The 26,411-nt window shown below is 54.6% G+C and carries 22 protein-coding genes and 4 tRNA genes; 10 read left to right on the forward strand and 16 right to left on the reverse strand.

Annotated elements, in window-relative coordinates; genetic code table 11:
* Positions 1–23 precede the first annotated feature (23 nt).
* The 9 genes from thiC (at position 24) to CU081_RS02330 (ending at position 8,069) form a co-directional block, all read left to right on the forward strand.
* A complete protein-coding gene (gene thiC, locus CU081_RS02290) occupies positions 24–1,919 on the forward strand; it encodes a phosphomethylpyrimidine synthase ThiC (RefSeq protein WP_022650206.1) in 1,896 nt (631 codons plus the stop codon).
* The gene (gene thiE / locus CU081_RS02295; protein ID WP_022650205.1) at positions 1,919–2,560 is read left to right on the forward strand and encodes a thiamine phosphate synthase; all 642 of its coding nucleotides are present in this window, start codon (positions 1,919–1,921) and stop codon (positions 2,558–2,560) included. Before thiC ends, thiE begins: the two co-directional genes overlap by 1 nt.
* A complete protein-coding gene (gene thiF / locus CU081_RS02300) occupies positions 2,547–3,302 on the forward strand; it encodes a thiazole biosynthesis adenylyltransferase ThiF (protein WP_022650204.1) in 756 nt (251 codons plus the stop codon). Before thiE ends, thiF begins: the two co-directional genes overlap by 14 nt.
* Positions 3,286–3,486: a sulfur carrier protein ThiS gene (gene thiS, locus CU081_RS02305; RefSeq protein ID WP_003862324.1), complete on the forward strand. Its 201-nt coding sequence runs from the start codon at positions 3,286–3,288 to the stop codon at positions 3,484–3,486. The genes thiF and thiS overlap by 17 nt, the downstream gene beginning before the upstream one ends.
* A gap of 1 nt (position 3,487) precedes the next feature.
* Positions 3,488–4,255: a thiazole synthase gene (gene thiG / locus CU081_RS02310; RefSeq protein WP_022650203.1), complete on the forward strand. Its 768-nt coding sequence runs from the start codon at positions 3,488–3,490 to the stop codon at positions 4,253–4,255.
* Positions 4,255–5,382 (forward strand): 2-iminoacetate synthase ThiH, encoded by a 1,128-nt coding sequence (thiH, locus tag CU081_RS02315; RefSeq protein ID WP_022650202.1) that lies wholly within the window; start codon positions 4,255–4,257, stop codon positions 5,380–5,382. Before thiG ends, thiH begins: the two co-directional genes overlap by 1 nt.
* 339 nt (positions 5,383–5,721) lie before the next feature.
* Positions 5,722–7,263, forward strand: coding sequence for a sensor domain-containing diguanylate cyclase (locus tag CU081_RS02320; protein ID WP_022650201.1), 1,542 nt, complete (start codon positions 5,722–5,724; stop codon positions 7,261–7,263).
* Between the two features lie 180 nt (positions 7,264–7,443).
* Complete coding sequence (locus CU081_RS02325; protein WP_010425948.1) at positions 7,444–7,752, forward strand: PTS sugar transporter subunit IIB; 309 nt, start codon at positions 7,444–7,446, stop codon at positions 7,750–7,752.
* Positions 7,752–8,069 carry a PTS lactose/cellobiose transporter subunit IIA gene (locus CU081_RS02330; RefSeq protein ID WP_003862327.1) on the forward strand — a complete coding sequence of 106 codons (318 nt, stop codon included), beginning with the start codon at positions 7,752–7,754 and terminating at the stop codon, positions 8,067–8,069. Before CU081_RS02325 ends, CU081_RS02330 begins: the two co-directional genes overlap by 1 nt.
* Positions 8,070–8,125: 56 nt before the next feature.
* On the opposite strand, the gene rpoC is transcribed toward CU081_RS02330, so the two are convergent.
* The 13 genes from rpoC to CU081_RS02400 all read right to left on the reverse strand — a co-directional run bounded on the left by rpoC (position 8,126) and on the right by CU081_RS02400 (position 22,188).
* Entirely contained in the window at positions 8,126–12,349 is a 4,224-nt protein-coding gene (gene rpoC / locus CU081_RS02335; RefSeq protein WP_022650200.1) for a DNA-directed RNA polymerase subunit beta', read from the reverse strand.
* A gap of 76 nt (positions 12,350–12,425) precedes the next feature.
* Positions 12,426–16,454 (reverse strand): DNA-directed RNA polymerase subunit beta, encoded by a 4,029-nt coding sequence (gene rpoB, locus CU081_RS02340; protein WP_008503453.1) that lies wholly within the window; start codon positions 16,452–16,454, stop codon positions 12,426–12,428.
* Between the two features lie 319 nt (positions 16,455–16,773).
* Entirely contained in the window at positions 16,774–17,139 is a 366-nt protein-coding gene (gene rplL, locus CU081_RS02345; RefSeq protein WP_002445276.1) for a 50S ribosomal protein L7/L12, read from the reverse strand.
* A 66-nt stretch (positions 17,140–17,205) separates the two neighbouring features.
* Complete coding sequence (gene rplJ / locus CU081_RS02350; RefSeq protein WP_003862338.1) at positions 17,206–17,703, reverse strand: 50S ribosomal protein L10; 498 nt, start codon at positions 17,701–17,703, stop codon at positions 17,206–17,208.
* Between the two features lie 289 nt (positions 17,704–17,992).
* Positions 17,993–18,697, reverse strand: coding sequence for a 50S ribosomal protein L1 (gene rplA / locus CU081_RS02360; protein ID WP_006810530.1), 705 nt, complete (start codon positions 18,695–18,697; stop codon positions 17,993–17,995).
* A 3-nt stretch (positions 18,698–18,700) separates the two neighbouring features.
* Complete coding sequence (gene rplK / locus CU081_RS02365) at positions 18,701–19,129, reverse strand: 50S ribosomal protein L11 (protein WP_003862340.1); 429 nt, start codon at positions 19,127–19,129, stop codon at positions 18,701–18,703.
* Between the two features lie 156 nt (positions 19,130–19,285).
* Complete coding sequence (gene nusG / locus CU081_RS02370) at positions 19,286–19,831, reverse strand: transcription termination/antitermination protein NusG (RefSeq protein ID WP_003862341.1); 546 nt, start codon at positions 19,829–19,831, stop codon at positions 19,286–19,288.
* Between the two features lies 1 nt (position 19,832).
* The gene (gene secE / locus CU081_RS02375) at positions 19,833–20,216 is read right to left on the reverse strand and encodes a preprotein translocase subunit SecE (RefSeq protein WP_003862342.1); all 384 of its coding nucleotides are present in this window, start codon (positions 20,214–20,216) and stop codon (positions 19,833–19,835) included.
* Between the two features lie 227 nt (positions 20,217–20,443).
* The gene (gene tuf, locus CU081_RS02380) at positions 20,444–21,628 is read right to left on the reverse strand and encodes an elongation factor Tu (RefSeq protein ID WP_014885484.1); all 1,185 of its coding nucleotides are present in this window, start codon (positions 21,626–21,628) and stop codon (positions 20,444–20,446) included.
* Positions 21,629–21,746: 118 nt separating this feature from the next.
* Positions 21,747–21,822: transfer RNA gene (locus tag CU081_RS02385), tRNA-Thr, on the reverse strand.
* 6 nt (positions 21,823–21,828) lie between these two features.
* Positions 21,829–21,903 (reverse strand) — tRNA-Gly (locus tag CU081_RS02390).
* Between the two features lie 116 nt (positions 21,904–22,019).
* Positions 22,020–22,104, reverse strand: a tRNA-Tyr gene (locus CU081_RS02395).
* Between the two features lie 8 nt (positions 22,105–22,112).
* Positions 22,113–22,188 (reverse strand) — tRNA-Thr (locus CU081_RS02400).
* A 317-nt stretch (positions 22,189–22,505) separates the two neighbouring features.
* Between CU081_RS02400 and coaA the strand changes: the two genes are divergently transcribed.
* Positions 22,506–23,456 carry a type I pantothenate kinase gene (gene coaA, locus CU081_RS02405; RefSeq protein ID WP_015569977.1) on the forward strand — a complete coding sequence of 317 codons (951 nt, stop codon included), beginning with the start codon at positions 22,506–22,508 and terminating at the stop codon, positions 23,454–23,456.
* Positions 23,457–23,498: 42 nt separating this feature from the next.
* Here the strand turns inward: coaA and dppF are convergent, their stop codons facing one another.
* Genes dppF through dppC form a run of 3 tightly spaced genes read right to left on the reverse strand, consistent with a single transcriptional unit; the run spans position 23,499 to position 26,405 of the window.
* Positions 23,499–24,512 (reverse strand): dipeptide ABC transporter ATP-binding subunit DppF, encoded by a 1,014-nt coding sequence (gene dppF, locus CU081_RS02410; protein WP_022650198.1) that lies wholly within the window; start codon positions 24,510–24,512, stop codon positions 23,499–23,501.
* Complete coding sequence (gene dppD, locus CU081_RS02415) at positions 24,509–25,492, reverse strand: dipeptide ABC transporter ATP-binding protein (protein WP_022650197.1); 984 nt, start codon at positions 25,490–25,492, stop codon at positions 24,509–24,511. The genes dppF and dppD overlap by 4 nt, the downstream gene beginning before the upstream one ends.
* Positions 25,493–25,502: 10 nt before the next feature.
* Complete coding sequence (dppC, locus tag CU081_RS02420) at positions 25,503–26,405, reverse strand: dipeptide ABC transporter permease DppC (protein ID WP_003862349.1); 903 nt, start codon at positions 26,403–26,405, stop codon at positions 25,503–25,505.
* Between the last annotated feature and the right edge of the window lie 6 nt (positions 26,406–26,411).

Genomic DNA, 26,411 nt, shown 5'->3' on the forward strand with positions numbered 1-26,411 from the left:
GTCCTTCACTTTTGGAATGAGCTATGTCTACTGCAAAACTGACCCGCCGCGAACAGCGCGAACACGCACAACGCTTCATCGACACCCTGGAAGGCACCGCTTTCCCGAACTCGAAACGCATCTACATTTCCGGCTCGCAGGCCGATATCCGCGTCCCGATGCGCGAAATCCAGCTCAGCCCGACGCTTATCGGCGGCAGCAAAGAGAATCCGCAGTATGAAGACAACGAAGCCGTGCCGGTGTATGACACCTCCGGCCCGTACGGCGATCCTGATGTGGCTATCAACGTCCAGCAGGGTCTGGCAAAGCTGCGCCAGCCGTGGATAGAGGCGCGTAACGACTGCGAAGAACTGAGCGTACGCAGTTCTGCATACACCAAAGAACGCCTGGCCGACGACGGTCTGGACGCGCTGCGCTTTACCGGCCTGCTGACGCCAAAACGCGCTAAAGCGGGCAAATGCGTAACCCAGCTGCACTACGCGCGCCAGGGTATCGTCACGCCGGAGATGGAGTTCATCGCCATCCGCGAAAACATGGGCCGCGAGCGCATCCGCAGCGAAGTGCTGCGCCACCAGCATCCGGGTGAAGGGTTTGGCGCTCGCCTGCCGGAGAACATCACGCCGGAATTTGTGCGTGATGAAGTGGCCGCCGGGCGCGCCATTATCCCCGCCAACATCAACCACCCGGAATCCGAGCCGATGATTATCGGCCGCAACTTCCTGGTGAAGGTCAACGCCAACATCGGCAACTCAGCGGTGACGTCATCCATCGAAGAAGAGGTGGAAAAGCTGGTCTGGTCGACGCGCTGGGGCGCGGATACGGTGATGGACCTTTCCACCGGCCGCTATATTCACGAAACCCGCGAATGGATCCTGCGTAACAGCCCGGTGCCGATTGGCACCGTCCCGATTTATCAGGCGCTGGAGAAGGTCAACGGCATCGCCGAAAACCTCACCTGGGAAGCGTTCCGCGACACGCTGCTGGAGCAGGCGGAACAGGGCGTGGACTACTTCACCATCCACGCGGGCGTGCTGCTGCGCTACGTGCCGATGACGGCGAAACGTCTGACCGGTATCGTCTCACGCGGCGGTTCCATTATGGCGAAATGGTGCCTTTCCCATCATCAGGAAAACTTCCTCTACGAACACTTCCGCGAAATCTGCGAAATTTGCGCCGCGTACGACGTCTCCCTGTCGCTGGGCGACGGCCTGCGTCCTGGCTCCATCCGCGATGCTAACGACGAGGCGCAGTTTGCCGAGCTGCACACGCTGGGCGAGCTGACCAAAATCGCCTGGGAGTACGACGTGCAGGTGATGATTGAAGGCCCGGGCCATGTGCCGATGCAGATGATCCGTCGCAACATGACCGAAGAGCTGGAGCACTGCCACGAAGCACCGTTCTACACGCTGGGGCCACTGACAACTGACATCGCGCCGGGCTATGACCACTTCACGTCAGGCATTGGGGCGGCGATGATCGGCTGGTTCGGCTGCGCCATGCTCTGCTACGTGACGCCGAAAGAGCACCTCGGCCTGCCAAACAAAGAGGACGTGAAGCAGGGACTGATTACCTACAAGATTGCCGCCCACGCGGCGGATCTGGCGAAAGGCCATCCGGGCGCGCAAATTCGCGACAACGCCATGTCCAAAGCGCGCTTTGAATTCCGCTGGGAAGACCAGTTTAACCTGGCCCTCGATCCGTTCACCGCCCGCGCCTACCACGACGAAACCCTGCCGCAGGAATCGGGCAAAGTCGCGCACTTCTGCTCCATGTGCGGACCAAAATTCTGCTCGATGAAAATCAGCCAGGAAGTACGCGATTACGCCGCCGCGCAGACCATTGAAGTCGGCATGGCGGACATGTCGGAAACCTTCCGCGCGAAAGGCGGCGAAATCTACCTCAAAAAAGAGGAGGCATAATGTACCAGCCTGATTTCCCCCCTGTCCCCTTCCGCTTAGGGCTTTACCCGGTGGTGGACAGCGTGGCGTGGATCGCTCGCCTGCTGGAGGCAGGCGTTCGCACGATCCAGCTACGCATTAAGGATAAACGCGATGAAGAGGTGGAGGCCGACGTGATCGCCGCTATCGCGCTGGGACGTCGCTACCACGCCCGCCTGTTTATCAACGACTACTGGCGGCTGGCGGTTAAACACCAGGCGTACGGCGTGCATCTGGGACAGGAAGATCTGGAAACGACCGATCTCAACGCGATCCGTGACGTCGGTCTGCGGCTGGGCGTTTCTACCCATGATGATATGGAGATCAACGTGGCGCTGGCGGCCCGCCCCTCTTACATCGCGCTCGGGCACGTTTTCCCAACGCAAACCAAACAGATGCCGTCCGCTCCACAGGGTTTGACACAGCTGTCGGCCCACGTTAAGCGCCTTGCCGATTACCCCACCGTTGCCATCGGCGGGATCAGCCTTGAACGTGCGCCCGCCGTGCTGGAAACCGGCGTCGGCAGTATCGCCGTCGTCAGCGCCATCACCCAGGCGGCAGACTGGCAGGCCGCCACCGCTCAGCTTTTACAACTGGCAGGAGCAGGCGATGAAAGATCGTGATTTTATGCGTTACAGCCGCCAGATCCTGCTGGAGGATATCGCCATCGACGGGCAGCAAAAGCTGCTCGCCAGCCGGGTACTGATTGTCGGCCTGGGCGGATTAGGCGCCCCCGCCGCGCTGTATCTGGCCGGTGCGGGCGTGGGTACGCTGGTACTGGCCGATGACGATGAAGTACACCTCAGCAACCTGCAACGGCAAATCCTCTTCACGACAGAAGATGTTAACCAGCCTAAGGCGCAGGTTACGCGCCAGCGGCTGAACCAGCTTAACCCCGATATCGAACTGGTTGCGCTCCAGACGCGGCTTAGCGGAGACGAGCTGCAACGCGAAGTTGCCCTTGCCGACGCGGTGCTGGACTGCACGGACAACATGGCGACGCGTCAGGCCATCAACGCGGCCTGTGTTGCACAGAACACGCCGCTGATCACCGCCAGCGCGGTCGGTTTCGGCGGGCAGATAATGGTGCTTACGCCGCCGTGGGCACAGGGCTGCTACCGCTGCCTGTGGCCTGACGAGGCTGAACCGGAGCGTAACTGCCGCACGGCAGGCATTCTGGGCCCGGTGGTGGGCGTGATGGGTACTCTTCAGGCGCTGGAGGCCATCAAGTTGCTCAGCGGCATAGAGACAGAACGCAACACGCTGCGGCTGTTCGACGCCCGCTCCAGCGGATGGCGTCATCTGGTGTTAAACCGCGCCAGCCACTGCCCGGTATGCGGAGGCCGCAATGCGCATTCTGTTTAACGATGAGCCGATGACGTGCGACGACGATCTTACCGTTGCCGCCCTGCTCGACACGCTGCGCCAGCTGAAGCCGGGAACGGCGCTGGCGCTCAATCAACAGATCCTGCCGCGCGAGCGGTGGGAACATCAGCAGGTCAATGAAGGCGACCAGATCCTGCTGTTTCAGGTTATCGCAGGGGGCTGAGATGTTACGTATTGCCGACAAAGTCTTTGATTCACATCTGTTTACCGGAACCGGAAAATTCGCCTCCCCGCAGCTGATGGTGGATGCCATTCGTGAGAGCGGCAGCCAGCTGGTGACACTGGCGATGAAGCGCGTGGATTTGCGTCAGCACAACGATGCCATACTTGCGCCGTTACTGGAGGCAGGCGTGACGCTCTTACCGAATACCTCCGGTGCGAAAACGGCCGAGGAAGCAATTTTCGCTGCGCAACTGGCGCGGGAAGCGCTCGGCACCCGCTGGCTGAAGCTGGAAATTCATCCGGACGCCCGCTGGCTGTTGCCCGATCCGATCGAAACCCTGAAAGCGGCAGAGAAGCTGGTGCAGCAGGGATTTACCGTCCTGCCCTACTGCGGTGCCGACCCCGTGCTGTGCAAGCGTCTGGAAGAGGTCGGCTGCGCGGCCGTAATGCCGTTAGGGGCACCCATTGGCTCCAACCAGGGACTGGAGACCCGCGCGATGCTGGAGATCATCATCGAGCAGGCGACCGTGCCCGTGGTGGTGGATGCGGGCATCGGCGTACCCAGTCACGCCGCGCAGGCGCTGGAGATGGGGGCCGATGCGGTGCTGGTCAATACCGCGATTGCGGTGGCCGACGACCCGGTGATGATGGCGCGTGCGTTCCGCCTTGCCGTGGAGTCCGGTCTGCTGGCACGCCAGTCCGGCCCTGGCTCGCGCTGCGTTCAGGCGCAGGCCACCAGCCCGCTGACCGATTTTCTGGAGGCGCTCTGATGGCTACCTTTACCGATCGCTGGCGTCAGCTGAACTGGGACGATATTGCCTTACGCATCAACAGTAAAACCTCTGCGGACGTAGAGCGGGCATTAACAGCCAAACATTTGACCCGCGAGGATTTGATGGCGCTGCTTTCTCCGGCAGCCGGCGCGTACCTTGAACCGATGGCGCAGCGCGCGCAACGCCTCACCCGCCAGCGTTTTGGCAACACGGTGAGTTTTTACGTGCCGCTCTATCTTTCTAACCTGTGCGCCAACGACTGCACCTACTGTGGTTTCTCCATGAGCAACCGTATTAAGCGTAAAACGCTGGATGAGCATGAGATCGCCCGCGAGTGTGCGGCTATTCGTGAGATGGGTTTTGAACATCTCCTGCTGGTGACGGGTGAACATCAGGGCAAAGTGGGGATGGACTATTTTCGCCAGCATCTTCCGGCCATCCGCCGCGAATTTGCCTCGTTGCAAATGGAAGTGCAGCCTTTGTCGCAGGAGGAATATGCGGAGCTGAAAACGCTCGGGCTGGACGGCGTCATGGTCTATCAGGAAACCTACCACGAGGCGACCTATGCCCGGCATCACCTGAAAGGGAAGAAGCAGGATTTCATCTTCCGGCTGGAAACGCCGGACAGGCTGGGGCGCGCCGGTATCGATAAAATTGGGCTGGGCGCGCTTATCGGTCTGTCCGACAGCTGGCGGGTGGACTGCTATATGGTGGCGGAGCATCTGCTGTGGCTACAGCAGCGCTACTGGCAAAGCCGCTATTCCATCTCTTTCCCGCGGCTGCGTCCGTGTACGGGAGGCGTTGAACCCGCTTCGCTGATGGATGAGCGCCAGCTGGTGCAAACCCTGTGTGCATTTCGCCTGTTCGCGCCGGAAGTGGAATTGTCGCTCTCCACGCGTGAATCACCCGCGTTTCGCGACCGCGCGATCCCGCTGGCGATCAATAACGTTAGCGCCTTTTCCAAAACGCAGCCGGGCGGTTACGCGGACGATCACCCGGAACTGGAACAGTTTGCACCGCACGACGGACGACGGCCCGAAGCGGTGGCGGAAGCCCTGACTGCCCAGGGGCTACAGCCCGTGTGGAAAGACTGGGATAGCTGGCTGGGAAGAGCCTCGCATTAGCGCTGAAACCGACTGCAAAAACGCGAAAAGGTTACGAGGCGGCTCGTAAGATCAAAACCGGGCGATTGAGGCGATCTGCCTGGTTTTCTTATGCTTTACCACGTCAGCAACGGACGCTGACCAGGGTGAAAATGCTTCTTCCTCGTTTCGCCCTGCCCTCCGCCTCTTAAACAAAATTTTAATCGATACAATAAATACGTCGTTTCTTATCTACGCTTAAGATAAATCATCTCGTCGGTAATCGCCTTCTGTATAATTTACTACCAGCAACCGGACAGCGACTATGCTGAGGGTATCGACAGACGCAACGCGTCTACCATCTGGATTGATGTACAACTCATGGCACTCCACAGTAAAAAGCTCTCTTTTACGCGGCCAATTATGGTCAGCTTCGCGGGGATCCTGCTCAGTTTTGCGCTGATCGCCATCCTGGTTATCCTTTCACAGAGAAAGGATTTTCTTGAGGATTATCATAAGATTAATGGTAACTTCACCCATAATCTGGCGGTAAACTATACCGAATCCATCCTGCGAGAAAATGACTATATTCTTGGTCGTGCTGCGATGTACTTCGCCCGTAACGACAGAGTAAATCAGACAATTAATATCGACCCGACACACGGTTTGCAGATGTTGATGCATTTGCAGAACCTGATGCCGACGGTGTCGTCTATCTCTCTGGCGGACACAGTAGGGCGCCATCTGCGCGCGCCGGAAGTGCTGCCAACGGAGAAGGGTAAGTCGTTCGACGCCCGGACCCGTCCATGGTTTATCGGACAAGCGGAAGCCAGCAACTTTCCTCACTACACCCGCCCCTATCTGGACTATTTTACCCAACATCCTACGGTCACTCTCTATAAGCCGGTCATTTCACCGGAAGGCCGCCTGAAGGGCACGCTCGCTTTCCATCTTGATTTAACGTCCATGGGGTATACCCTGCGCCAGATGGTGGCGCCGGTTCAGGGTGAGTTTTTTGTTGTGGAGCGTGACGGCGCTGTTGTGCTGCATCCGGACACGGGGGCGCTCTTTAAGCAGTACGTAAGCGAAGCGCTGATGGACCAAATGACCAGCGGCGAGGGCCATCTTTTCGACCCCAAAAGTAAAACCTGGTATTACTACTACTCTTTCACCAATCCGGACTGGTTTGTGATTTATCGGGTCTCCGATGCCACGCTTACCGTCATCACCCGGCATGAGACCACCGTCGTCGGCTGGGGATTTGCGCTGGCGGCAATCATCATCATTCTGTTTGGGCTTTACCTTCGTCATGCCTCGCGTTCTGTGCTGATGAACATTATCAATGCCATCAAAACCGGCGACGTCAACCAGGCGCCACGCCTTGAAGCGATGCTCAGCCATACCATTCGAACCAATAAAGAACGCGAGCTGGCCTATGTCCGTCAGGCCACCCATGATGCGCTGACAGGCTGCAAAAACCGCCGTGCGTTCGACAACGATGTGGATGAGCTGCTGACCGCTCATCAACCCTTCGTTCTGGCGCTGGTCGATATCGATAACTTCAAATCTATTAACGACACCTGGGGCCACCTGAGCGGGGATATTGTGCTGCGCAACGTGGCACGCGAAGGTATTCAGATCATGCAGCCGCACCACGTTTCCGTTTACCGCTACGGTGGAGAAGAGTTCGGCGTGATCTTCCCGGCCGAGCTGATGAACTCCGCGCACGCGCTACTGGAAGCCTGGCGCACCGCCGTTGAAAAGCGGACCTGGCGGGAAGAGAACCTGCGAGTGACCTTCAGCGCCGGGACGGGAGAGTGGCACTTCGAACCGCTGGAACAATTTATCGGTAGCGTAGATGAAGCGCTGTATACCGCTAAACAACAGGGTAAAAACCGCATCGTAAGCACGGCCAGCCGATAATACCCTTCCTCAAATTCTGCCCGATCTGACGGGCAGAATGCTCTCCGCGGTAAAATTGTAACCGGTTTCAGAATAATGCCGATTTCTTTGTGATGCCTGACACACAATCGTGGTAAAGCGGTTGTTGAAGCAGTCTGCACGGGATAATTATCAATAAACACATGTAGATCGAGGCTGACTATGAAGAACATCGTTTTATGCTGTGCAGCGGGAATGTCAACCAGCATGCTGGTTCAACGTATGAAAGATGCCGCGCAGAAAAAAGGAGTCGAAGTAACCATTAAAGCCGTTCCGGTCGCGGAGTTCAAAGATAACATCGCGACGGCTGATATCGTATTACTGGGGCCACAGGTCAAATACGAACAGGCAAAACTCCAGGCGCAGGCCGATCCGCTCGGAAAAAAGGTCGCGGTCATCGACATGATGGATTACGGCATGATGAAAGGTGATGCCGTACTGGAAAAAGCGCTCAAACTTCTGGAGTCATAATGGAAGACTTAGAAACCACGATCATGGAACTGCTGGTCAACGCAGGCGCGGCGCGCAGTGCGGCCCTGACGGCGTTGCAGATGGCGCGAAAAGGCGACTTTGACGAAGCCGAGAAAGCGATGGAAGAGTCGCGTGAATATGTGAAACATGCGCATACGATCCAGACGCAGCTGATCGGTCTTGACGAAGGGACAGGAAAACTGCCGGTTAACCTGATCACCGTTCACTCTCAGGACCACCTGATGAACGCGATGGTTATTCAGGATCTGGCGGGCGACATGATTGAGCTTTATCGACGCATCCCGCTGGTAAACTGAAAATGCAGATATAAAAAAACCCGCCGAGGCGGGTTTTTTATTTACGGCATCAACGATTACTCGTTGTCGGAACCGCCCAGACCTGCGTTCAGCAGTTCTGCCAGGCTCGCGGATGCATCTTCGGCAGTCACCTGCGGTGCAGCTGGCAGTTCGCCCGCTGCGCGACGACGCATACGATCCTGGTGGTACGCATAACCGGTACCGGCCGGGATCAGACGACCCACGATAACGTTCTCTTTCAGACCGCGCAGTTCATCACGTTTACCTGCAACAGCCGCTTCGGTCAGGACACGCGTGGTTTCCTGGAACGATGCAGCAGAGATGAAGGACTCGGTTGCCAGAGACGCTTTGGTGATACCCAGCAGATCGCGCGAGAAGGTCGCGCCAATTTTGCCGTTCGCTTCCAGATCGCGGTTAGCGATCTTAACGCGTGAGTATTCAACCTGCTCGCCTTCCAGGAAGTCGGAGCTGCCCGCGTTTTCGATGGTCGCTTTACGCAGCATCTGACGAACGATAACTTCAATGTGTTTATCGTTAATCTTAACGCCTTGCAGACGGTATACGTCCTGTACTTCGTTAACAATGTAACGGGTAACAGCATGCACACCACGCAGACGCAGGATGTCGTGCGGCGCTTCTGGACCGTCGGAAACCACGTCACCACGTTCTACGCGTTCACCTTCGAACACGTTGAGCTGACGCCACTTAGGAATCATCTCTTCGTACGGCTCGCTGCCATCTACAGGCGTGATAACCAGACGGCGCTTACCTTTGGTCTCTTTACCGAAGGAGATGATACCGCTGATTTCAGCCAGGATTGCAGGCTCTTTCGGACGACGTGCTTCGAACAGGTCCGCAACGCGTGGCAGACCACCGGTGATGTCCTTGGTACCGCCGGATTCCTGAGGAATACGCGCCAGGGTATCACCAGAGCTGATCTGTACGCCATCTTCCAGCTGTACAATCGCTTTACCCGGCAGGAAGTACTGCGCAGGCATATCGGTACCAGGAATCAGAACGTCGTTACCCTGCGCATCAACGATTTTCAGTGCAGGACGCAGATCTTTACCACCGGTAGTACGTTCAGCAGAATCCAGAACCACCAGAGAAGACAGACCGGTCAGCTCGTCGGTCTGACGAGTAATGGTCTGGCCGTCGATCATGTCAGTAAAGCGGATGAAACCACTTACTTCGGTGATTACCGGCATGGTGTGTGGATCCCAGTTTGCAACGGTTTCACCGCCAGCAACCTGCTCGCCATCACCTTTCGCCATAACCGCACCGTAAGGCACTTTATAGCTCTCTTTGGTACGACCAAATTCGTCGATCAGCTTCAGCTCGGTGTTACGGGAAGTGATAACCAGTTTACCGCTGGAGTTCACAACCGACTTCGCGTTGCTGAGCTTGATGCTACCTTTGTTTTTCACCTGGATGCTGGATTCAGCAGCCGCACGAGATGCCGCACCACCGATGTGGAACGTACGCATCGTCAGCTGTGTACCCGGCTCACCGATGGACTGTGCCGCGATAACGCCGATAGCCTCACCTTTGTTGATGATGTGGCCACGCGCCAGGTCACGACCGTAGCAGTGCGCACACACACCAAAGTCGGTGTCACAGGATACAACGGAACGCACTTTCACGGAGTCAACAGAGTTCGCTTCCAGCAGGTCACACCACTGTTCGTGCAGCAGGGTGTTGCGTGGAACCAGAATGTCTGCGGTGCCCGGCTTCAGAATGTCTTCCGCGGTCACACGACCCAGTACGCGATCGCGCAGCGGCTCTTTAACATCACCACCCTCGATAACAGGGGTCATGGTGATACCTTCGAGGGTGCCACAATCGTCTTCGGTGACGACAAGATCCTGCGCAACGTCAACCAGACGACGCGTCAGATAACCGGAGTTCGCCGTTTTAAGTGCGGTATCCGCCAGACCTTTACGCGCACCGTGCGTGGAGATGAAGTACTGGAGTACGTTCAGACCTTCACGGAAGTTCGCGGTGATTGGCGTTTCGATGATGGATCCATCTGGCTTCGCCATCAGACCACGCATACCTGCCAGCTGACGAATCTGTGCCGCAGAACCACGCGCACCGGAGTCGGCCATCATGTAGATGCTGTTGAAGGAGACCTGCTGCTCTTCTACGCCGTCACGGTTAATCACGGTTTCGGTTTGCAGGTTATCCATCATCGCTTTGGATACACGATCGTTCGCCGCAGCCCAGATATCGATAACTTTGTTATAGCGTTCGCCTGCGGTTACCAGACCAGACTGGAACTGCTCCTGGATCTCAGCAACTTCAGCTTCCGCTTCAGAGATGATCTCGTGTTTCTTCTCTGGGATGACCATGTCATCGATACCAACAGATGCACCTGAACGCGCTGCATAAGCAAAGCCGGTGTACATTGTCTGGTCAGCGAAGATAACGGTCGGCTTCAGACCCAGAATGCGGTAACAGGTGTTCAGCATTTTGGAGATCGCTTTCTTGCCCAGCGCCTGGTTGACGATGGAGAAAGGCAGACCTTTCGGTACGATCATCCACAGAATGGCACGGCCAACGGTCGTGTCTTTCAGGCTGGTGTGCGCAACGAATTCGCCGTTTTCATCTTTTTCGTATTCGGTGATACGCACTTTAACGCGCGCATGCAGAGAGGCCAGGCCAGCGCGATAAATACGCTCAGCTTCTTTAGGGCCAGTCAGCACCATGCCTTCGCCTTTGGCGTTAACACAGTCACGGGTCATGTAGTACAGACCCAGTACAACGTCCTGAGAAGGAACGATGATAGGTTCACCGTTCGCTGGAGACAGGATGTTGTTGGTAGACATCATCAGCGCACGCGCTTCGAGCTGGGCTTCCAGCGTCAGCGGTACGTGAACAGCCATCTGGTCACCATCGAAGTCGGCGTTATAGGCCGCACAAACCAGCGGGTGCAGCTGGATAGCTTTACCTTCGATCAGTACCGGCTCAAAGGCCTGGATACCCAGACGGTGCAGAGTTGGTGCACGGTTCAGCAGTACCGGGTGTTCGCGGATCACTTCGTCCAGGATATCCCAAACGACAGCTTCTTCACGCTCAACCATTTTCTTCGCGGCTTTGATGGTGGTGGCCAGGCCACGCAGCTCCAGCTTGCCGTAGATGAACGGTTTGAACAGCTCCAGTGCCATTTTCTTCGGCAGACCGCACTGATGCAGACGCAGGTATGGACCTACGGTGATTACAGAACGACCGGAGTAGTCAACACGCTTACCGAGCAGGTTCTGACGGAAACGACCCTGCTTACCTTTGATCATGTCGGCCAAAGATTTCAGAGGACGTTTGTTAGAACCGGTGATCGCACGACCACGACGACCGTTATCCAACAGGGCATCGACTGCTTCCTGAAGCATACGTTTTTCGTTGCGTACGATGATGTCCGGCGCAGCCAGATCCAGCAGACGTTTCAGACGGTTGTTACGGTTGATTACGCGACGGTACAGATCGTTCAGATCTGACGTTGCGAAACGACCACCATCCAGCGGAACCAGCGGACGCAGATCTGGCGGCAGAACCGGCAGAACGGTCAGGATCATCCACTCTGGTTTGTTACCAGACTGAACGAACGCTTCCAGCAGTTTGATACGCTTGGTCAGCTTTTTACGCTTGGTTTCGGAGTTGGTTTCGTTCAGCTCTTCGCGCAGAGTTTCACACTCTTGCTCCAGATCCATGCTCTTCAGCAGGGCCTGGATAGCTTCCGCACCCATCTTCGCGTCGAATTCGTCACCGAACTCTTCCAGCGCGTCCAGATACTGTTCTTCGGTCAGGATCTGGTTACGTTCCAGATTGGTCATCCCGCCTTCGATAACCACATAAGATTCGAAGTACAGAACACGTTCGATATCGCGCAGCGGCATATCCAGCAGCAGGCCGATACGGGACGGCAGAGATTTCAGGAACCAGATGTGAGCGGTTGGAGACGCCAGCTCGATGTGGCCCATACGCTCACGGCGTACTTTGGTCTGGGTCACTTCAACGCCACACTTCTCACAGATCACACCACGGTGTTTCAGGCGCTTGTACTTACCGCACAGGCACTCGTAATCTTTTACTGGCCCGAAAATACGCGCACAGAAAAGGCCGTCACGCTCAGGTTTGAACGTACGGTAGTTAATGGTTTCCGGCTTTTTAACTTCACCGAAAGACCATGAACGGATCATGTCTGGCGAAGCCAGAGCAATTTTGATCGCATCAAACTCTTCGGTTTTAGTTTGCGCTTTCAGAAACTTTAATAAGTCTTTCACGGATTTGCTCCCGTCGGAGTTAGCACACTCTGCTGTCGGGCGTTAACCCGACAGCAGTGACCTGTTTGAGCGAGAATTACTCGTCTTCCAGTTCGATGTTGATACCCAGCGAACGAATCTCTTTCAACAGTACGTTGAAGGATTCTGGCATGCCCGGTTCCATCTGATGGTTGCCGTCTACGATGTTCTTATACATCTTAGTACGACCGTTCACGTCATCAGACTTAACGGTGAGCATTTCCTGCAAGGTGTATGCTGCGCCGTATGCTTCCAGCGCCCACACTTCCATCTCCCCGAAGCGCTGACCACCGAACTGAGCCTTACCACCCAGCGGCTGCTGAGTAACCAGGCTGTAAGAACCGGTAGAACGAGCGTGCATCTTGTCGTCGACCAGGTGGTTCAGTTTCAGCATGTACATGTAACCTACGGTTACCGGACGCTCGAACTGTTCACCGGTACGGCCGTCAAACAGCGTAATCTGACCAGACGTTGGCAGACCACCCAGTTGCAGCAGCTCTTTGATTTCAGCTTCTTTTGCACCGTCGAATACCGGCGTTGCAATTGGCATACCTTTGCGCAGGTTCTCTGCCAGACGCAGCACTTCTTCATCGCTGAAGGTGTTCAGGTCGACTTTCTGACGAACGTCGGTACCCAGATCGTAGGCACGCTGGATGAACTCGCGCAGTTTCGCGACTTCCTGCTGCTGTTTCAGCATGGCGTTGATCTTATCGCCGATACCTTTCGCAGCCATACCCAGGTGGGTTTCCAGAATCTGACCGATGTTCATACGAGACGGTACGCCCAGTGGGTTCAGTACGATATCTACCGGCGTACCGTTAGCATCGTGCGGCATATCTTCGATCGGGTTGATCTTAGAGATAACACCCTTGTTACCGTGACGACCTGCCATCTTATCACCAGGCTGGATCTGACGTTTAACAGCCAGATACACCTTAACAATCTTCAGCACGCCTGGTGCCAGATCGTCGCCCTGAGTGATTTTACGGCGTTTCGCTTCGAGTTTTTTCTCGAACTCGTGTTTCAGTTCGTCATACTGCTCAGCCAGTTGTTCCAGCTGATTCTGTTTCTCTTCGTCGGTCAGGCCCAGTTCCAGCCAGCGATCGCGTGGCAGTTTGTCGAGCTTCTCAGCTTCAACGCCACCGGCAACCAGCACCGCATAGATACGGCTGAACAGACCTGCTTCGAGGATTTGCAGTTCTTCAGACAGGTCTTTCTTAGCCTGTTTGAGCTGCATCTCTTCGATTTCCAGCGCACGCTTATCTTTCTCAACGCCATCACGAGTGAAGACCTGAACGTCGATAACCGTACCGGAAACACCGTTTGGTACGCGCAGAGAAGAGTCTTTAACGTCAGACGCTTTCTCACCGAAGATAGCACGCAGCAGTTTCTCTTCTGGCGTCAGCTGGGTTTCACCTTTCGGCGTCACCTTACCTACCAGAATATCACCGCCGGTGACTTCCGCACCGATGTAAACAATACCGGATTCATCCAGTTTGGAGAGCGCAGCTTCACCCACGTTAGGGATGTCGGCAGTGATCTCTTCTGGCCCCAGCTTGGTGTCACGGGACACACATGCCAGTTCCTGAATGTGGATGGTGGTGAAACGATCTTCCTGAACCACACGCTCTGAGACGAGGATGGAGTCTTCGAAGTTGTAACCGTTCCACGGCATGAACGCTACGCGCATGTTCTGACCGAGCGCCAGTTCACCGAGGTCGGTGGACGGACCATCTGCCAGCACGTCGCCGCGCTCAACTGGCTCACCCAGAGACACACATGGCATCTGGTTGATACAGGTGTTCTGGTTAGAGCGGGTGTATTTGGTCAGGTTGTAGATGTCGATACCCGCTTCGCCCGGATACATCTCGTCTTCGTTAACTTTGATAACGATACGGGATGCGTCAACGTACTGAACGGTACCGCCACGCTTAGCAACTGCTGTAACACCGGAGTCAACGGCAACAGCACGTTCCATACCGGTACCAACCAGCGGCTTGTCAGCACGCAGAGTTGGAACGGCCTGACGTTGCATGTTCGCACCCATCAATGCACGGTTGGCGTCATCGTGTTCCAGGAACGGGATCAGGGACGCACCGACGGATACCACCTGCTGAGTGGATACGTCCATGTAGTCAACCTGGTCGCGGCTGAACAAGCTGGATTCGCCTTTGCTACGGCAGGTAACCAGATCTTCTACAAAGTGGCCTTCGTCATCCAGGTTGGAGTTCGCCTGAGCGATAACGTAGTTGCCTTCTTCGATAGCAGACAGGTAATGAATTTCGTCAGTAACAACACCGTCGGTCACTTTACGATACGGGGTCTCGAGGAAACCGTATTCGTTCGTCTGTGCGTACACGGACAGGGAGTTGATCAGACCGATGTTTGGGCCTTCAGGCGTTTCGATTGGACATACGCGACCGTAGTGAGTCGGGTGTACGTCTCGAACTTCAAAGCCTGCGCGTTCACGGGTCAGACCGCCTGGGCCGAGTGCGGAGATACGACGTTTGTGCGTGATCTCAGACAGCGGGTTGTTCTGGTCCATGAACTGAGACAGCTGGCTGGAACCGAAGAACTCTTTCACTGCCGCAGAAATCGGCTTGGCGTTGATCATATCCTGAGGCATCAGGGTATCCAGATCGCCCAGAGACAGACGCTCTTTCACCGCACGCTCTACACGTACCAGGCCAACGCGGAACTGGTTTTCCGCCATTTCGCCTACGGAACGGATACGACGGTTGCCGAGGTGGTCGATATCGTCCACTTCGCCTTTACCGTTACGGATATCGATGAGCTTCTTCATCACTTCAATGATGTCGTCTTTGCTCAGGATACCGGAACCTTCGATTTCGTCGCGCAGCAGAGAACGGTTGAACTTCATACGACCAACCGCGGACAGATCGTAGCGGTCTTCGGAGAAGAACAGGTTCTCGAACAGGCTTTCAGCCGCTTCGCGAGTTGGTGGCTCACCAGGACGCATCATGCGGTAGATTTCGACCAGCGCGCTCAGACGATCGTTGGTTGGGTCGACGCGTACAGTCTCAGAGATGTACGGACCGTGGTCCAGATCGTTGGTGAACAGCGTTTCGATACGTTTGTGGCCAGCCTGGCTCAGCTTAGCCAGCAGATCCAGGCTCAGCTCCATGTTCGCCGGGCAGATCAGCTCGCCAGTTGATTCATCAACGTAATCTTTCGCGGCTACTTTTCCTGCAATGTATTCAACCGGAACTTCGATGTGTTTGATATCATCTTTTTCCAGCTGGCGGATGTGGCGCGCGGTGATACGGCGACCTTTTTCCACATACACTTTGCCGTCGGCTTCGATGTCGAACGACGCGGTCTCACCACGCAGACGTTCCGGCACCAACTCCATCTGCAACTTGTTGTCGCGGATTTCAAAGATCACTTTCTCAAAGAACAGGTCCAGGATCTGCTCAGTGGTATAGTTCAGTGCACGCAGAATGATGGTTGCAGGCAGCTTACGACGACGGTCGATACGGACAAACAGGTTGTCTTTTGGATCGAATTCGAAGTCCAGCCATGAACCACGGTAAGGAATGATGCGTGCGTTATACAGTACTTTACCGGAAGAGTGCGTTTTACCTTTATCGCTGTCGAAGAAGACGCCCGGGCTACGGTGCAGCTGGGAAACGATAACACGCTCAGTACCGTTGATAACGAAAGTACCGTTGTCCGTCATGAGTGGAATTTCACCCATGTAGACTTCTTGTTCTTTAATGTCTTTTACGGTGCCTTCCGGCGCTTCGCGCTCGTAGATCACCAGACGCAGTTTTACGCGCAGCGGTGCGGAATAGGTCACGCCACGGATCTGACATTCCTGAACGTCAAACACCGGTTCGCCAAGGCGGTAGCTGACGTACTGCAGCTCGGAATTACCGCTGTAGCTCTGAATCGGGAACACGGAACGGAAGGCTGCTTCCAGGCCGTACTGCCCTTCAGGATCTTGCTCGATAAACTTCTGGAACGAGTCAAGCTGGATAGAAAGGAGATATGGAATGTCCAGAACTTGTGGACGTTTACCAAAATCCTTACGAATACGTTTTTTCTCGGTATAGGAGTAAACCATAGGGTTCCTCAGCTCGCTGACAAGTCGACCCATCTGTCCGACGAAGGGACAGTTTGTGCAACACCATTTTGTGGACCGGAAAATTGAATACTTTCCGCAATACCTGTTGCTATCACGCTTAAACCATTTCATTGCGATTTACACAGAGCGAGCACCCTGTCGCAGTATATTAAGTCGTCGATAGAAACAAGCATTGTCAGGACAACCAGCAGTCAAACAGTGTGAAATGCTGCTGATGCCTTACAGCGCAAAAAGGCTGGTGACTAAAAAGTCACCAGCCATCAGCCTAATTGCTTAGGCTGCAACCAGAAAAGTTGGCTTATTTAACTTCAACTTCAGCGCCAGCTTCTTCCAGAGATTTTTTCAGTGCTTCTGCGTCGTCTTTGCTCACGCCTTCTTTCAGCGCAGCTGGAGCAGATTCTACCAGGTCTTTAGCTTCTTTCAGACCCAGGCCAGTTGCGCCACGTACTGCTTTGATTACAGCAACTTTGTTCGCGCCAGCAGCTTTCAGAATTACGTCGAATTCAGTTTTTTCTTCAGCAGCTTCAGCCGGGCCCGCAGCTACAGCTACAGCAGCAGCAGCAGAAACACCGAATTTTTCTTCCATTGCAGAAACCAGCTCTACAACGTCCATTACGGACATAGCTGCTACTGCTTCAATGATTTGATCTTTAGTGATAGACATTTAAATTGTTCCTGAAAATCAGAATAAGTTTATACGTAAGCAAATGCTTTATAAAGATAACTGCGATTAAGCAGCTTCTTTCGCATCGCGTACAGCAGCCAGAGTGCGAACCAGTTTGCCAGCCGCAGCTTCTTTCATGGTTGCCATCAGGCGTGCAATTGCTTCTTCGTAGGTCGGCAGGGTTGCCAGGCGATCGATTTGCGATGCCGGGATCAACTCACCTTCAAAGGCTGCAGCTTTGACCTCAAATTTTGCATTCGCTTTCGCGAACTCTTTGAACAGACGAGCAGCAGCGCCCGGGTGTTCCATAGAGTATGCAATCAGGGTCGGACCAACAAACGTGTCTTTCAGGCACTCGAACTGAGTACCTTCAACTACGCGACGCAGCAGGGTGTTACGAACAACACGCATGTATACGCCAGCTTCACGACCTGCTTTACGCAGTTCAGTCATTTTGTCTACAGTAACGCCACGGGAATCCGCAACTACTGCAGACAGCGCGCCTTTGGCTACTTCGCTGACTTCAGCAACAATCGCTTGTTTGTCTTGAAGATTTAAAGCCATTAGCTTTGCTCCTGGATGTTTGCCGGAACTCATGTTCCGGAACTCACTTCACTCGACCCAACGGGAAGAGCGTCTTAATACGGTGAGCAGAAACAAGCCAGAGTATTTAAAATAATCTTAGCGTTCTGTCACCGTCTACGCAGGGGATTAAGTTTCTTGCGAAACACCTGCGGTCTTCGACGGAGGCCTGGATAGGCCAGGCTCCAACGAACAATTCTTTTAGCCGCTAACTTTTGTTAGCAAACGTGGGGGTAAGATTGTAGACAAAATCACCGCCCACGTAAAGGCATTAGTTTGCAGCAGCGCTCAGGCCAGCCTGGTCAACTGCAACACCTGCACCCATGGTGGTGGAGATGCTAACTTTCTTGATGTACACGCCTTTCGCCTGAGTTGGTTTTGCTTTTTTCAGCGCAACCAGCAGAGCTTCCAGGTTTTCTTTCAGTTTGTCAGCGTCAAAGTCCACTTTACCGATGGTGGTGTGGATGATGCCGTTTTTGTCGTTACGGTAACGAACCTGACCTGCTTTAGCGTTCTTAACTGCTTCAGCAACGTTAGGAGTTACAGTACCCACTTTCGGGTTTGGCATCAGGCCGCGTGGACCCAGAACCTGGCCCAGCTGGCCAACAACGCGCATTGCATCTGGAGAAGCAATAACAACGTCAAAGTTCATTTCGCCTTTCTTGATCTGATCAGCCAGATCTTCCATACCTACCAGTTCAGCGCCGGCAGCTTTAGCAGCTTCAGCGTTTGCACCCTGAGCAAATACAGCTACGCGTACGGAACGGCCAGTACCGTGTGGCAGTACAGTTGCGCCACGAACGTTCTGATCGGATTTACGAGCGTCGATGCCCAGGTTAACGGCAACGTCAACGCTTTCAACGAACTTAGCAGTTGCCAGTTCTTTCAGCAGAGCGATAGCTTCGTTGATGTCGTACTGTTTGGTCGCATCAACTTTGTCACGGATCACGGACATGCGCTTGGTCAGTTTAGCCATTTCTTAGTCCTCCACTACCAGGCCCATGGAACGTGCAGTACCTTCGATGGAGCGAGTCATCGCTTCAATGTCGGAACCAGTCATGTCGGCAGCTTTGGTCTGCGCGATTTCCTGCAACTGAGCGCGGGAAATTTTACCCACTTTGTCTTTGTTCGGCTTACCGGAACCAGACTTGATGCCCGCTGCTTTCTTCAGCAGAACTGCTGCTGGAGGGGTTTTGGTAACGAAAGTGAAAGAACGGTCAGCGTAAACAGTGATTACAACTGGGATTGGCAGACCTTTCTCCATGGATTCAGTTTTGGCGTTGAACGCTTTACAGAATTCCATGATGTTCACACCCTGCTGACCCAGAGCTGGACCAACTGGTGGACTTGGGTTCGCCATACCTGCTGCAACCTGCAGCTTGACGTAGGCTTGTACTTTCTTAGCCATTCTAAAATCCTCTGATTGGGTAATAACGCCTCGGAGAGGCTCCCCGTGAATAAAATTCGTTTTACGGGTCGGAACCCATAAAAACAAAAGGCGCGAAATTGTATTCCAATCTCGCGCCCTGTGCAACGATTAAATCGTCGCTTTTTTGATCGCTGCTTAGGCTTTTTCTACCTGAGCAAAGTCCAGCTCTACCGGGGTCGCACGACCAAAGATAGAAACGGAAACTTTCAGGCGGGACTTCTCGTAGTCCACTTCTTCGACGACGCCATTAAAGTCAGCAAACGGACCGTCGTTAACACGAACCATCTCACCCGGTTCAAACAGCGTTTTCGGACGCGGTTTATCACCCACCTGCTGGAGGCGGTTCATAATCGCATCAACTTCTTTGTCGCTGATTGGCGCCGGACGGTCAGATGTGCCGCCGATAAAGCCCATCACGCGTGGTACGCTGCGCACCAGGTGCCAGCTCGCGTCGTTCATCACCATCTGAACCAGCACGTAACCCGGGAAGAATTTACGTTCGCTTTTGCGACGTTGGCCGCCACGGATCTCAACCACTTCTTCGGTCGGAACCATAACTTCGCCAAATAACTCTTCCATATTGTGTAATTTGATATGCTCACGCAGCGACGTAGCTACGCGGCCTTCAAAACCGGAAAACGCCTGAACGACGTACCAGCGCTTTTTAGGGGCTTCAGACATCTCAGAACCTCAGGCCAGTGATAAAGGATACCAGGCGAACCAGAATACCATCCAGTCCCCACAGGATCAGTGACATTACAGCGGTTACCGCCGCTACAATCAGCGTGGTGTGCAATGTTTCCTGGCGAGTCGGCCAAATGACCTTGCGGACTTCGGTACGCGCTTCGCGGGCAAACGCAACGGTCGCTTTGCCTTTCGTCGTCAACAGCGCGACACCACCCGCCGCAGCAATCAGAATTACCACTGCAAGCGCGCGTAGCGGCAGCATCATGTCACGATAAAGATAGTTGCCGACAATCGCCACAATCAGCAGCACGGCTACAACTACCCATTTCATCGCTTCCAGGCCGCGCCCGCTCCCTTGAGCTTCGGTATTCGCACTCATAAACCAACCTGTCAGAAGTATTCTACAAACATTTTCACCCCGCGAGTGCGAGGCAAACCAATCGAAATGCTATTCGCTTTTCGTATTATACGCTCTCCGCAGAGCCTGTCTCAGCAATGATTATGACAAAATTAATCACTGATGAGCCAGGTTCTGATGTGAAAGCGTGCAAAAAGGGCATCAAATGATGCCCTTTTATTGCGCATTGCGTCAAATGTTATCAGCGATTAGCCGAGAACTTTAGCAACAACGCCCGCGCCAACGGTACGGCCGCCTTCACGGATTGCGAAACGCAGACCGTCGTCCATCGCGATTGGGTGGATCAGAGTCACAACCATCTTGATGTTGTCGCCTGGCATTACCATCTCTACGCCTTCTGGCAGTTCGATGGTACCGGTCACGTCAGTTGTACGGAAGTAGAACTGTGGACGGTAGCCTTTGAAGAACGGAGTATGACGGCCGCCTTCGTCTTTGGACAGAATGTACACTTCAGATTCGAACTTGGTGTGTGGCTTGATTGAGCCTGGCTTCGCCAGAACCTGACCACGTTCGATTTCTTCACGTTTGATACCACGCAGCAGAACACCAACGTTCTCACCAGCACGGCCTTCGTCCAGCAGTTTGCGGAACATTTCAACGCCAGTACAGGTAGACTTCGCAGTCTCTTTGATACCAACGATTTCAACTTCTTCACCAACTTTGATGATACCGCGCTCTACACGACCGGTAACAACGGTACCACGACCGGAGATGGAGAATACGTCTTCGATTGGCAGCAGGAATGGCTTGTCAATCGCACGCTCTGGTTCTGGGATGTAAGAATCCAGGTAGCCAGCCAGTTCGATGATTTTCGCTTCCCACTCTGCATCGCCTTCCAGCGCTTTCAGCGCGGAACCACGAACGATTGGAGTGTCGTCGCCTGGGAAATCGTACTGAGACAGCAGTTCACGAACTTCCATCTCTACCAGTTCCAGCAGCTCTTCGTCATCAACCATGTCGCACTTGTTCAGGAACACGATGATGTAAGGAACGCCTACCTGACGACCCAGCAGGATGTGCTCACGAGTCTGAGGCATAGGGCCGTCAGTCGCAGCAACAACCAGGATCGCGCCGTCCATCTGCGCAGCACCGGTGATCATGTTTTTAACATAGTCGGCGTGGCCTGGGCAGTCTACGTGTGCGTAGTGGCGAGTCGGGGTGTCATACTCAACGTGAGAAGTGTTGATGGTGATACCACGAGCTTTTTCTTCTGGTGCGTTATCGATCTGGTCGAAAGCACGAGCAGCACCGCCGTAGGTTTTAGCCAGTACGGTAGTGATTGCAGCGGTCAGCGTTGTTTTACCATGGTCAACGTGGCCGATAGTACCGACGTTAACGTGCGGTTTTGTACGTTCAAACTTTTCTTTAGACATCGATTGTCCCTCTAAGACACGGATAAATCGGTGATATCACCACATCAACCAGGCGAAAATGCCTGAACTGTTGAATACATTTACATTGAAACAGAGAGAAAGGGAGGGAGAAGTGAAGTGGTGCTGATACCCAGAGTCGAACTGGGGACCTCACCCTTACCAAGGGTGCGCTCTACCAACTGAGCCATATCAGCACGTATTGGAGCGGGCAGCGGGAATCGAACCCGCATCATCAGCTTGGAAGGCTGAGGTAATAGCCATTATACGATGCCCGCATCCTGAAACTCGGCTACCCAGTTCTTTCTGTAACAAAAAAAGAGATTTCTCTCTTTTCTGTTCGAGCTGGTCAATTTTTCCAACCAGCTCCGGCGGCGTTGACGCTGCCAGAAAGTGGTGGTGGGGGAAGGATTCGAACCTTCGAAGTCTGTGACGGCAGATTTACAGTCTGCTCCCTTTGGCCGCTCGGGAACCCCACCGGACTTGATGGTGCCGACTACCGGAATCGAACTGGTGACCTACTGATTACAAGTCAGTTGCTCTACCTACTGAGCTAAGTCGGCATCAAGTAGCGCGCATTCTATGGAGACCTGCGCAGTCATGCAACTAAAAAATTGCATAAAACGTTCTTTCGCTCACATTTTATTCGAAACCAGGGCTAACCGCTGTAAATTCATCCGCTCACGGTTAAAAATTCAACATGAACGCCTGATTTCGGCACGCTATAGCCCCACGTGATACCTGCCCGGTTAAGCATCGCTTTCCCATATTTTTTCTTATTATTCCTCTCATCTGGTGTTAACCTCCTGCCCATTGTCCAAAATTAACTATGTGATGAGCCCGCACCCGCCGTTTCGTGATGGTTCACAGAAGCATGCTTATGAGCAAAAAAGAGCAAACGTTAATGACGCCCTATCTTCAGTTTAACCGTAGCCAGTGGGCAGCCCTGCGTGACTCCGTCCCTATGACACTGACGGAAGGTGAAATCGCACGGCTAAAAGGGATAAACGAAGATCTCTCCCTGGAAGAGGTGGCAGAAATCTATCTCCCCCTCTCTCGCTTGCTTAACTTCTATATCAGCTCCAATTTGCGTCGTCAGGCCGTACTGGAACAGTTCCTCGGCACGAACGGTCAACGTATTCCTTATATCATCAGTATTGCGGGCAGCGTGGCAGTGGGTAAAAGTACCACCGCGCGCGTGCTTCAGGCGCTGCTGAGCCGCTGGCCGGAACACCGCAGCGTGGAGCTGATCACCACCGACGGCTTCCTGCATCCCAACGAGGTGTTGAAAGAACGCGGCCTGATGAAAAAGAAGGGCTTCCCGCTCTCTTATGATATGCACCGCCTGGTAAAGTTTGTTTCAGATCTAAAATCGGGCGTACCTCATGTTACCGCGCCGGTTTACTCGCATCTGATCTACGACCGCATCCCGGATGGCGACAAAACGGTTGTGCAGCCCGACATCCTGATTCTGGAAGGCTTAAACGTCCTGCAAAGCGGGATGGATTACCCTCACGATCCGCATCATGTGTTTGTCTCTGACTTTGTCGATTTCTCAATCTATGTCGATGCGCCGGAAGATTTGCTGCAACGCTGGTATATCAACCGCTTCCTGAAGTTCCGCGAAGGGGCGTTCACCGACCCGGATTCCTACTTCCACAACTACGCCCAGCTCTCTGAAGAAGAGGCTATCAGCGTGGCGACCGGGCTGTGGAATGAGATCAACTACGTCAACCTCAAAGAGAACATCCTGCCGACGCGCGAACGCGCAAGCCTGATCCTCACCAAGAGTGAGAAACACGCCGTCGACCAGATTCGTTTACGGAAGTAGACCTCAGACGTAAAAAAAACCGGCTTATCGCCGGTTTTTTATTTATGCATGCGGCTTTTCGCCGTTTTCATCCTGATCGACCGCGAAGCAGGCCACCAGCTGTCCACCATAATCCTTTAGCTGTGGCTGCAACTGCGTACACGGACCGAAGCGGCGACGGCAGCGGGCGTTAAACGCACATCCCGGCGGCGGGTTAAGCGGGCTTGGCAACTCACCGGTCAGCTTAATGCGCTCACGGCGGTCATCCGGGTTCAGCCGCGGCGTCGCAGACAGCAGTGCCTGGGTATACGGATGACGCGGGTTAGTAAAGATCTGATCTTTCGTCCCCTTCTCCACGCAGCGTCCCAGATACATCACCATCACCTCATCGGCAATGTGCTCGACCACGGACAGGTCATGGGAGATGAAGACGTACGACAGTCCCAGATCCTGCTGTAAATCCATCATCAGGTTAAGCACCTGCGCGCGAACGGACACGTCAAGCGCTGAGACCGGCTCATCGGCAATCACCACGTCCGGGTCAAGCATCAGCCCACGAGCGATGGCAATACGCTGACGCTGACCACCAGAGAACATATGCGGGTAGCGATCGTAATGCTCGGTTTTAAGCCCCACCTTCGCCATCATCGCCAGCGCTTTTTCACGACGCTGCTCTTTGCTCAGATTGCTGTTAATCAGCAGCGGTTCTTCCAGAATCTGCCCCACTTTTTTACGCGGGTTTAAAGAACCGTACGGGTTCTGGAACACAATCTGGATTTTCTGGCGACGCAGCTTCTGCGCCTGCGGATCGTGCTTGAGCAGATCCTGGCCCTGATAGTAAAGCTCGCCGCCGGTTGGCGTTTCAATCATCGTCAGCAGACGGCCCAGCGTGGATTTCCCACAGCCCGACTCCCCGACGACCGCCAGCGTTTTACCGCGTTCAAGGCTGAAGGAGACGCCGTCCAGCGCTTTTACCAGGCGCTCGGGGGCAAAAATCCCCTTCTTCACCGGGTAATGTTTTTTCAGGTCGATAGCCTGCAACAGCGGCTGTTGCGTGGTGGCCTGGTGCGTACTCATAGTGTTGGCCTCCCGGCATCATCGAGTGGGTAGTGGCATTTTGACTGCCGACCATCGGCCAGCAGATTCAGCTCTGGCTCCTCGGCGCGGCATTTATCTGTCGCATACGGGCAGCGCGGATTCAGCAGGCAGCCCTGCGGACGGTCATATTTACCCGGAACCACACCCGGCAGTGACGCCAGACGCGCTTTGTCCTGGGCAAACTCCGGCAGCGCACGCAGCAACGCCTGCGTATACGGATGACGCGGCGCGCGGAAGATATCGTGCGAACTTCCGGTCTCCACCACCTGACCCGCGTACATCACGATGATTTTGTGTGCCGCTTCCGCCACCAGCGCCAGGTCGTGCGTAATCAGCACCAGCGCCATATTCTCTTTCTGCTGCAACTCCAGCAGCAGCTCGATGATTTGCGCCTGGATGGTCACGTCCAGCGCGGTAGTTGGTTCATCGGCAATCAGCAGTTTTGGTCGACAGGCAATCGCCATGGCGATCATCACGCGCTGACTCATGCCGCCGGAAAGCTGATGCGGGTAAACGTCCAGACGCGATGCTGGGTCAGGTATCCCCACCTGGTTCAGCAGATCGATAGCACGCTGGCGACGGGTTTTCTTATTCCCACCCTGATGCACCTTAATCGCTTCCATAATCTGGAAACCCACGGTGTAGCATGGGTTCAGGCTGGTCATGGGGTCCTGGAAGATCATCGCCACTTCCGCGCCCACCAGCTGGCGGCGCTGTTTTTCGGAAATACGCTTCAGATCCTGACCGTTGAACTCCAGATTTTCCGCCATCACGCGGCCGGGGTAGTCAATCAGCCCCATAATCGCCAGCGAACTCACTGACTTACCGGAGCCCGACTCTCCTACAATCCCGACCACTTCGCCCTGATTAACGCTGTAGCTGATACGGTCCACGGCGCGAAACGGTGTGCCTTCGTCGCCAAAGTGCACGGATAATTTATTTACATTTAATAACGCCATCTCGTGCCTCTTACTGCTTCAGTTTGGGATCAAGTGCATCACGCAGACCATCACCCATCAGGTTAAATGCCAGCACCGTCAGCAGAATCGCCAGACCCGGGAAGGTGACGACCCACCAGGCGCTTTGCGCGAACTGCAACACGTCGGAGAGCATGGTGCCCCACTCCGGTGTTGGCGGCTGCGCACCCATGCCAAGGAAGCCAAGAGCGGCCATATCAAGAATGGCGTTAGAGAAACCGAGCGACGCCTGAACAATCAGCGGCGCAAGGCAGTTTGGGAAGATATTGATAAACATCTGACGCATCGCACCGGCACCCGCCACGCGAGAGGCGGTAACGTAGTCGCGGTTCACTTCCACCAGCACCGCCGCACGGGTCAGACGCACATAGTGCGGTAGCGCAACAAACGTCAGCGCAAGCGCGGCGTTACCAATCGACGGACCGAAGATCGCCACCAGCACCAGCGCCAGCAGCAGGCTTGGCAATGCCAGCATAATGTCGACGACGCGCATGATGATGTTATCAACAATGCCGCCGAAGTAGCCTGCCACCAGGCCGAGTACGATCCCCATGATCAGCGACAGTACGACAACGAGGCAGCCAACCAGCAGCGACAGGCGTGCGCCGTACATCAGGCGCGAAAGCACATCGCGACCCACGTCGTCGGTGCCCAGCAGGTGCGCCAGGCTTCCGCCGTCCTGCCATGCAGGAGGTGCCAGCAGCGCATCGCGGAACTGATCAGCCGGGTTATACGGCGCAAGTACGTTCGCAAACACCGCAATCAGGATCATGATGGAAACATACACCAGCCCGACGACCGCGCCTTTGTTGCGCTTGAAGTAGTGCCAGAATTCCTGCATCGGCGTCATTGGTACCGGTGCGGTGACCACTTTATTTTGAGTAACTTGTGACATGATGGC

It is taken from the genome of Enterobacter sp. CRENT-193 (genome assembly GCF_002787395.1).
Lineage (GTDB): Bacteria > Pseudomonadota > Gammaproteobacteria > Enterobacterales > Enterobacteriaceae > Enterobacter > Enterobacter hormaechei_C.

Excerpts from the sequence above, each read along its gene's own strand:
- rpoB (WP_008503453.1), bottom strand. The coding sequence starts at position 16,454 with ATGGTTTACTCCTATACCGAGAAAAAACGTATTCGTAAGGATTTTGGT.
- CU081_RS02330 (WP_003862327.1), top strand. The coding sequence starts at position 7,752 with ATGGAAGACTTAGAAACCACGATCATGGAACTGCTGGTCAACGCAGGC.
- thiC (WP_022650206.1), top strand. The coding sequence starts at position 24 with ATGTCTACTGCAAAACTGACCCGCCGCGAACAGCGCGAACACGCACAA.
- CU081_RS02320 (WP_022650201.1), top strand. The coding sequence starts at position 5,722 with ATGGCACTCCACAGTAAAAAGCTCTCTTTTACGCGGCCAATTATGGTC.
- thiF (WP_022650204.1), top strand. The coding sequence starts at position 2,547 with ATGAAAGATCGTGATTTTATGCGTTACAGCCGCCAGATCCTGCTGGAG.
- thiE (WP_022650205.1), top strand. The coding sequence starts at position 1,919 with ATGTACCAGCCTGATTTCCCCCCTGTCCCCTTCCGCTTAGGGCTTTAC.
- rplL (WP_002445276.1), bottom strand. The coding sequence starts at position 17,139 with ATGTCTATCACTAAAGATCAAATCATTGAAGCAGTAGCAGCTATGTCC.
- nusG (WP_003862341.1), bottom strand. The coding sequence starts at position 19,831 with ATGTCTGAAGCCCCTAAAAAGCGCTGGTACGTCGTTCAGGCGTTTTCC.
- CU081_RS02325 (WP_010425948.1), top strand. The coding sequence starts at position 7,444 with ATGAAGAACATCGTTTTATGCTGTGCAGCGGGAATGTCAACCAGCATG.
- thiS (WP_003862324.1), top strand. The coding sequence starts at position 3,286 with ATGCGCATTCTGTTTAACGATGAGCCGATGACGTGCGACGACGATCTT.
- coaA (WP_015569977.1), top strand. The coding sequence starts at position 22,506 with ATGAGCAAAAAAGAGCAAACGTTAATGACGCCCTATCTTCAGTTTAAC.
- thiG (WP_022650203.1), top strand. The coding sequence starts at position 3,488 with ATGTTACGTATTGCCGACAAAGTCTTTGATTCACATCTGTTTACCGGA.
- thiH (WP_022650202.1), top strand. The coding sequence starts at position 4,255 with ATGGCTACCTTTACCGATCGCTGGCGTCAGCTGAACTGGGACGATATT.
- secE (WP_003862342.1), bottom strand. The coding sequence starts at position 20,216 with ATGAGTGCGAATACCGAAGCTCAAGGGAGCGGGCGCGGCCTGGAAGCG.
- dppC (WP_003862349.1), bottom strand. The coding sequence starts at position 26,405 with ATGTCACAAGTTACTCAAAATAAAGTGGTCACCGCACCGGTACCAATG.
- dppD (WP_022650197.1), bottom strand. The coding sequence starts at position 25,492 with ATGGCGTTATTAAATGTAAATAAATTATCCGTGCACTTTGGCGACGAA.
- rplA (WP_006810530.1), bottom strand. The coding sequence starts at position 18,697 with ATGGCTAAACTGACCAAGCGCATGTCCGTGATCCGTGACAAAGTTGAT.
- tuf (WP_014885484.1), bottom strand. The coding sequence starts at position 21,628 with ATGTCTAAAGAAAAGTTTGAACGTACAAAACCGCACGTTAACGTCGGT.
- rplK (WP_003862340.1), bottom strand. The coding sequence starts at position 19,129 with ATGGCTAAGAAAGTACAAGCCTACGTCAAGCTGCAGGTTGCAGCAGGT.
- dppF (WP_022650198.1), bottom strand. The coding sequence starts at position 24,512 with ATGAGTACGCACCAGGCCACCACGCAACAGCCGCTGTTGCAGGCTATC.
- rplJ (WP_003862338.1), bottom strand. The coding sequence starts at position 17,703 with ATGGCTTTAAATCTTCAAGACAAACAAGCGATTGTTGCTGAAGTCAGC.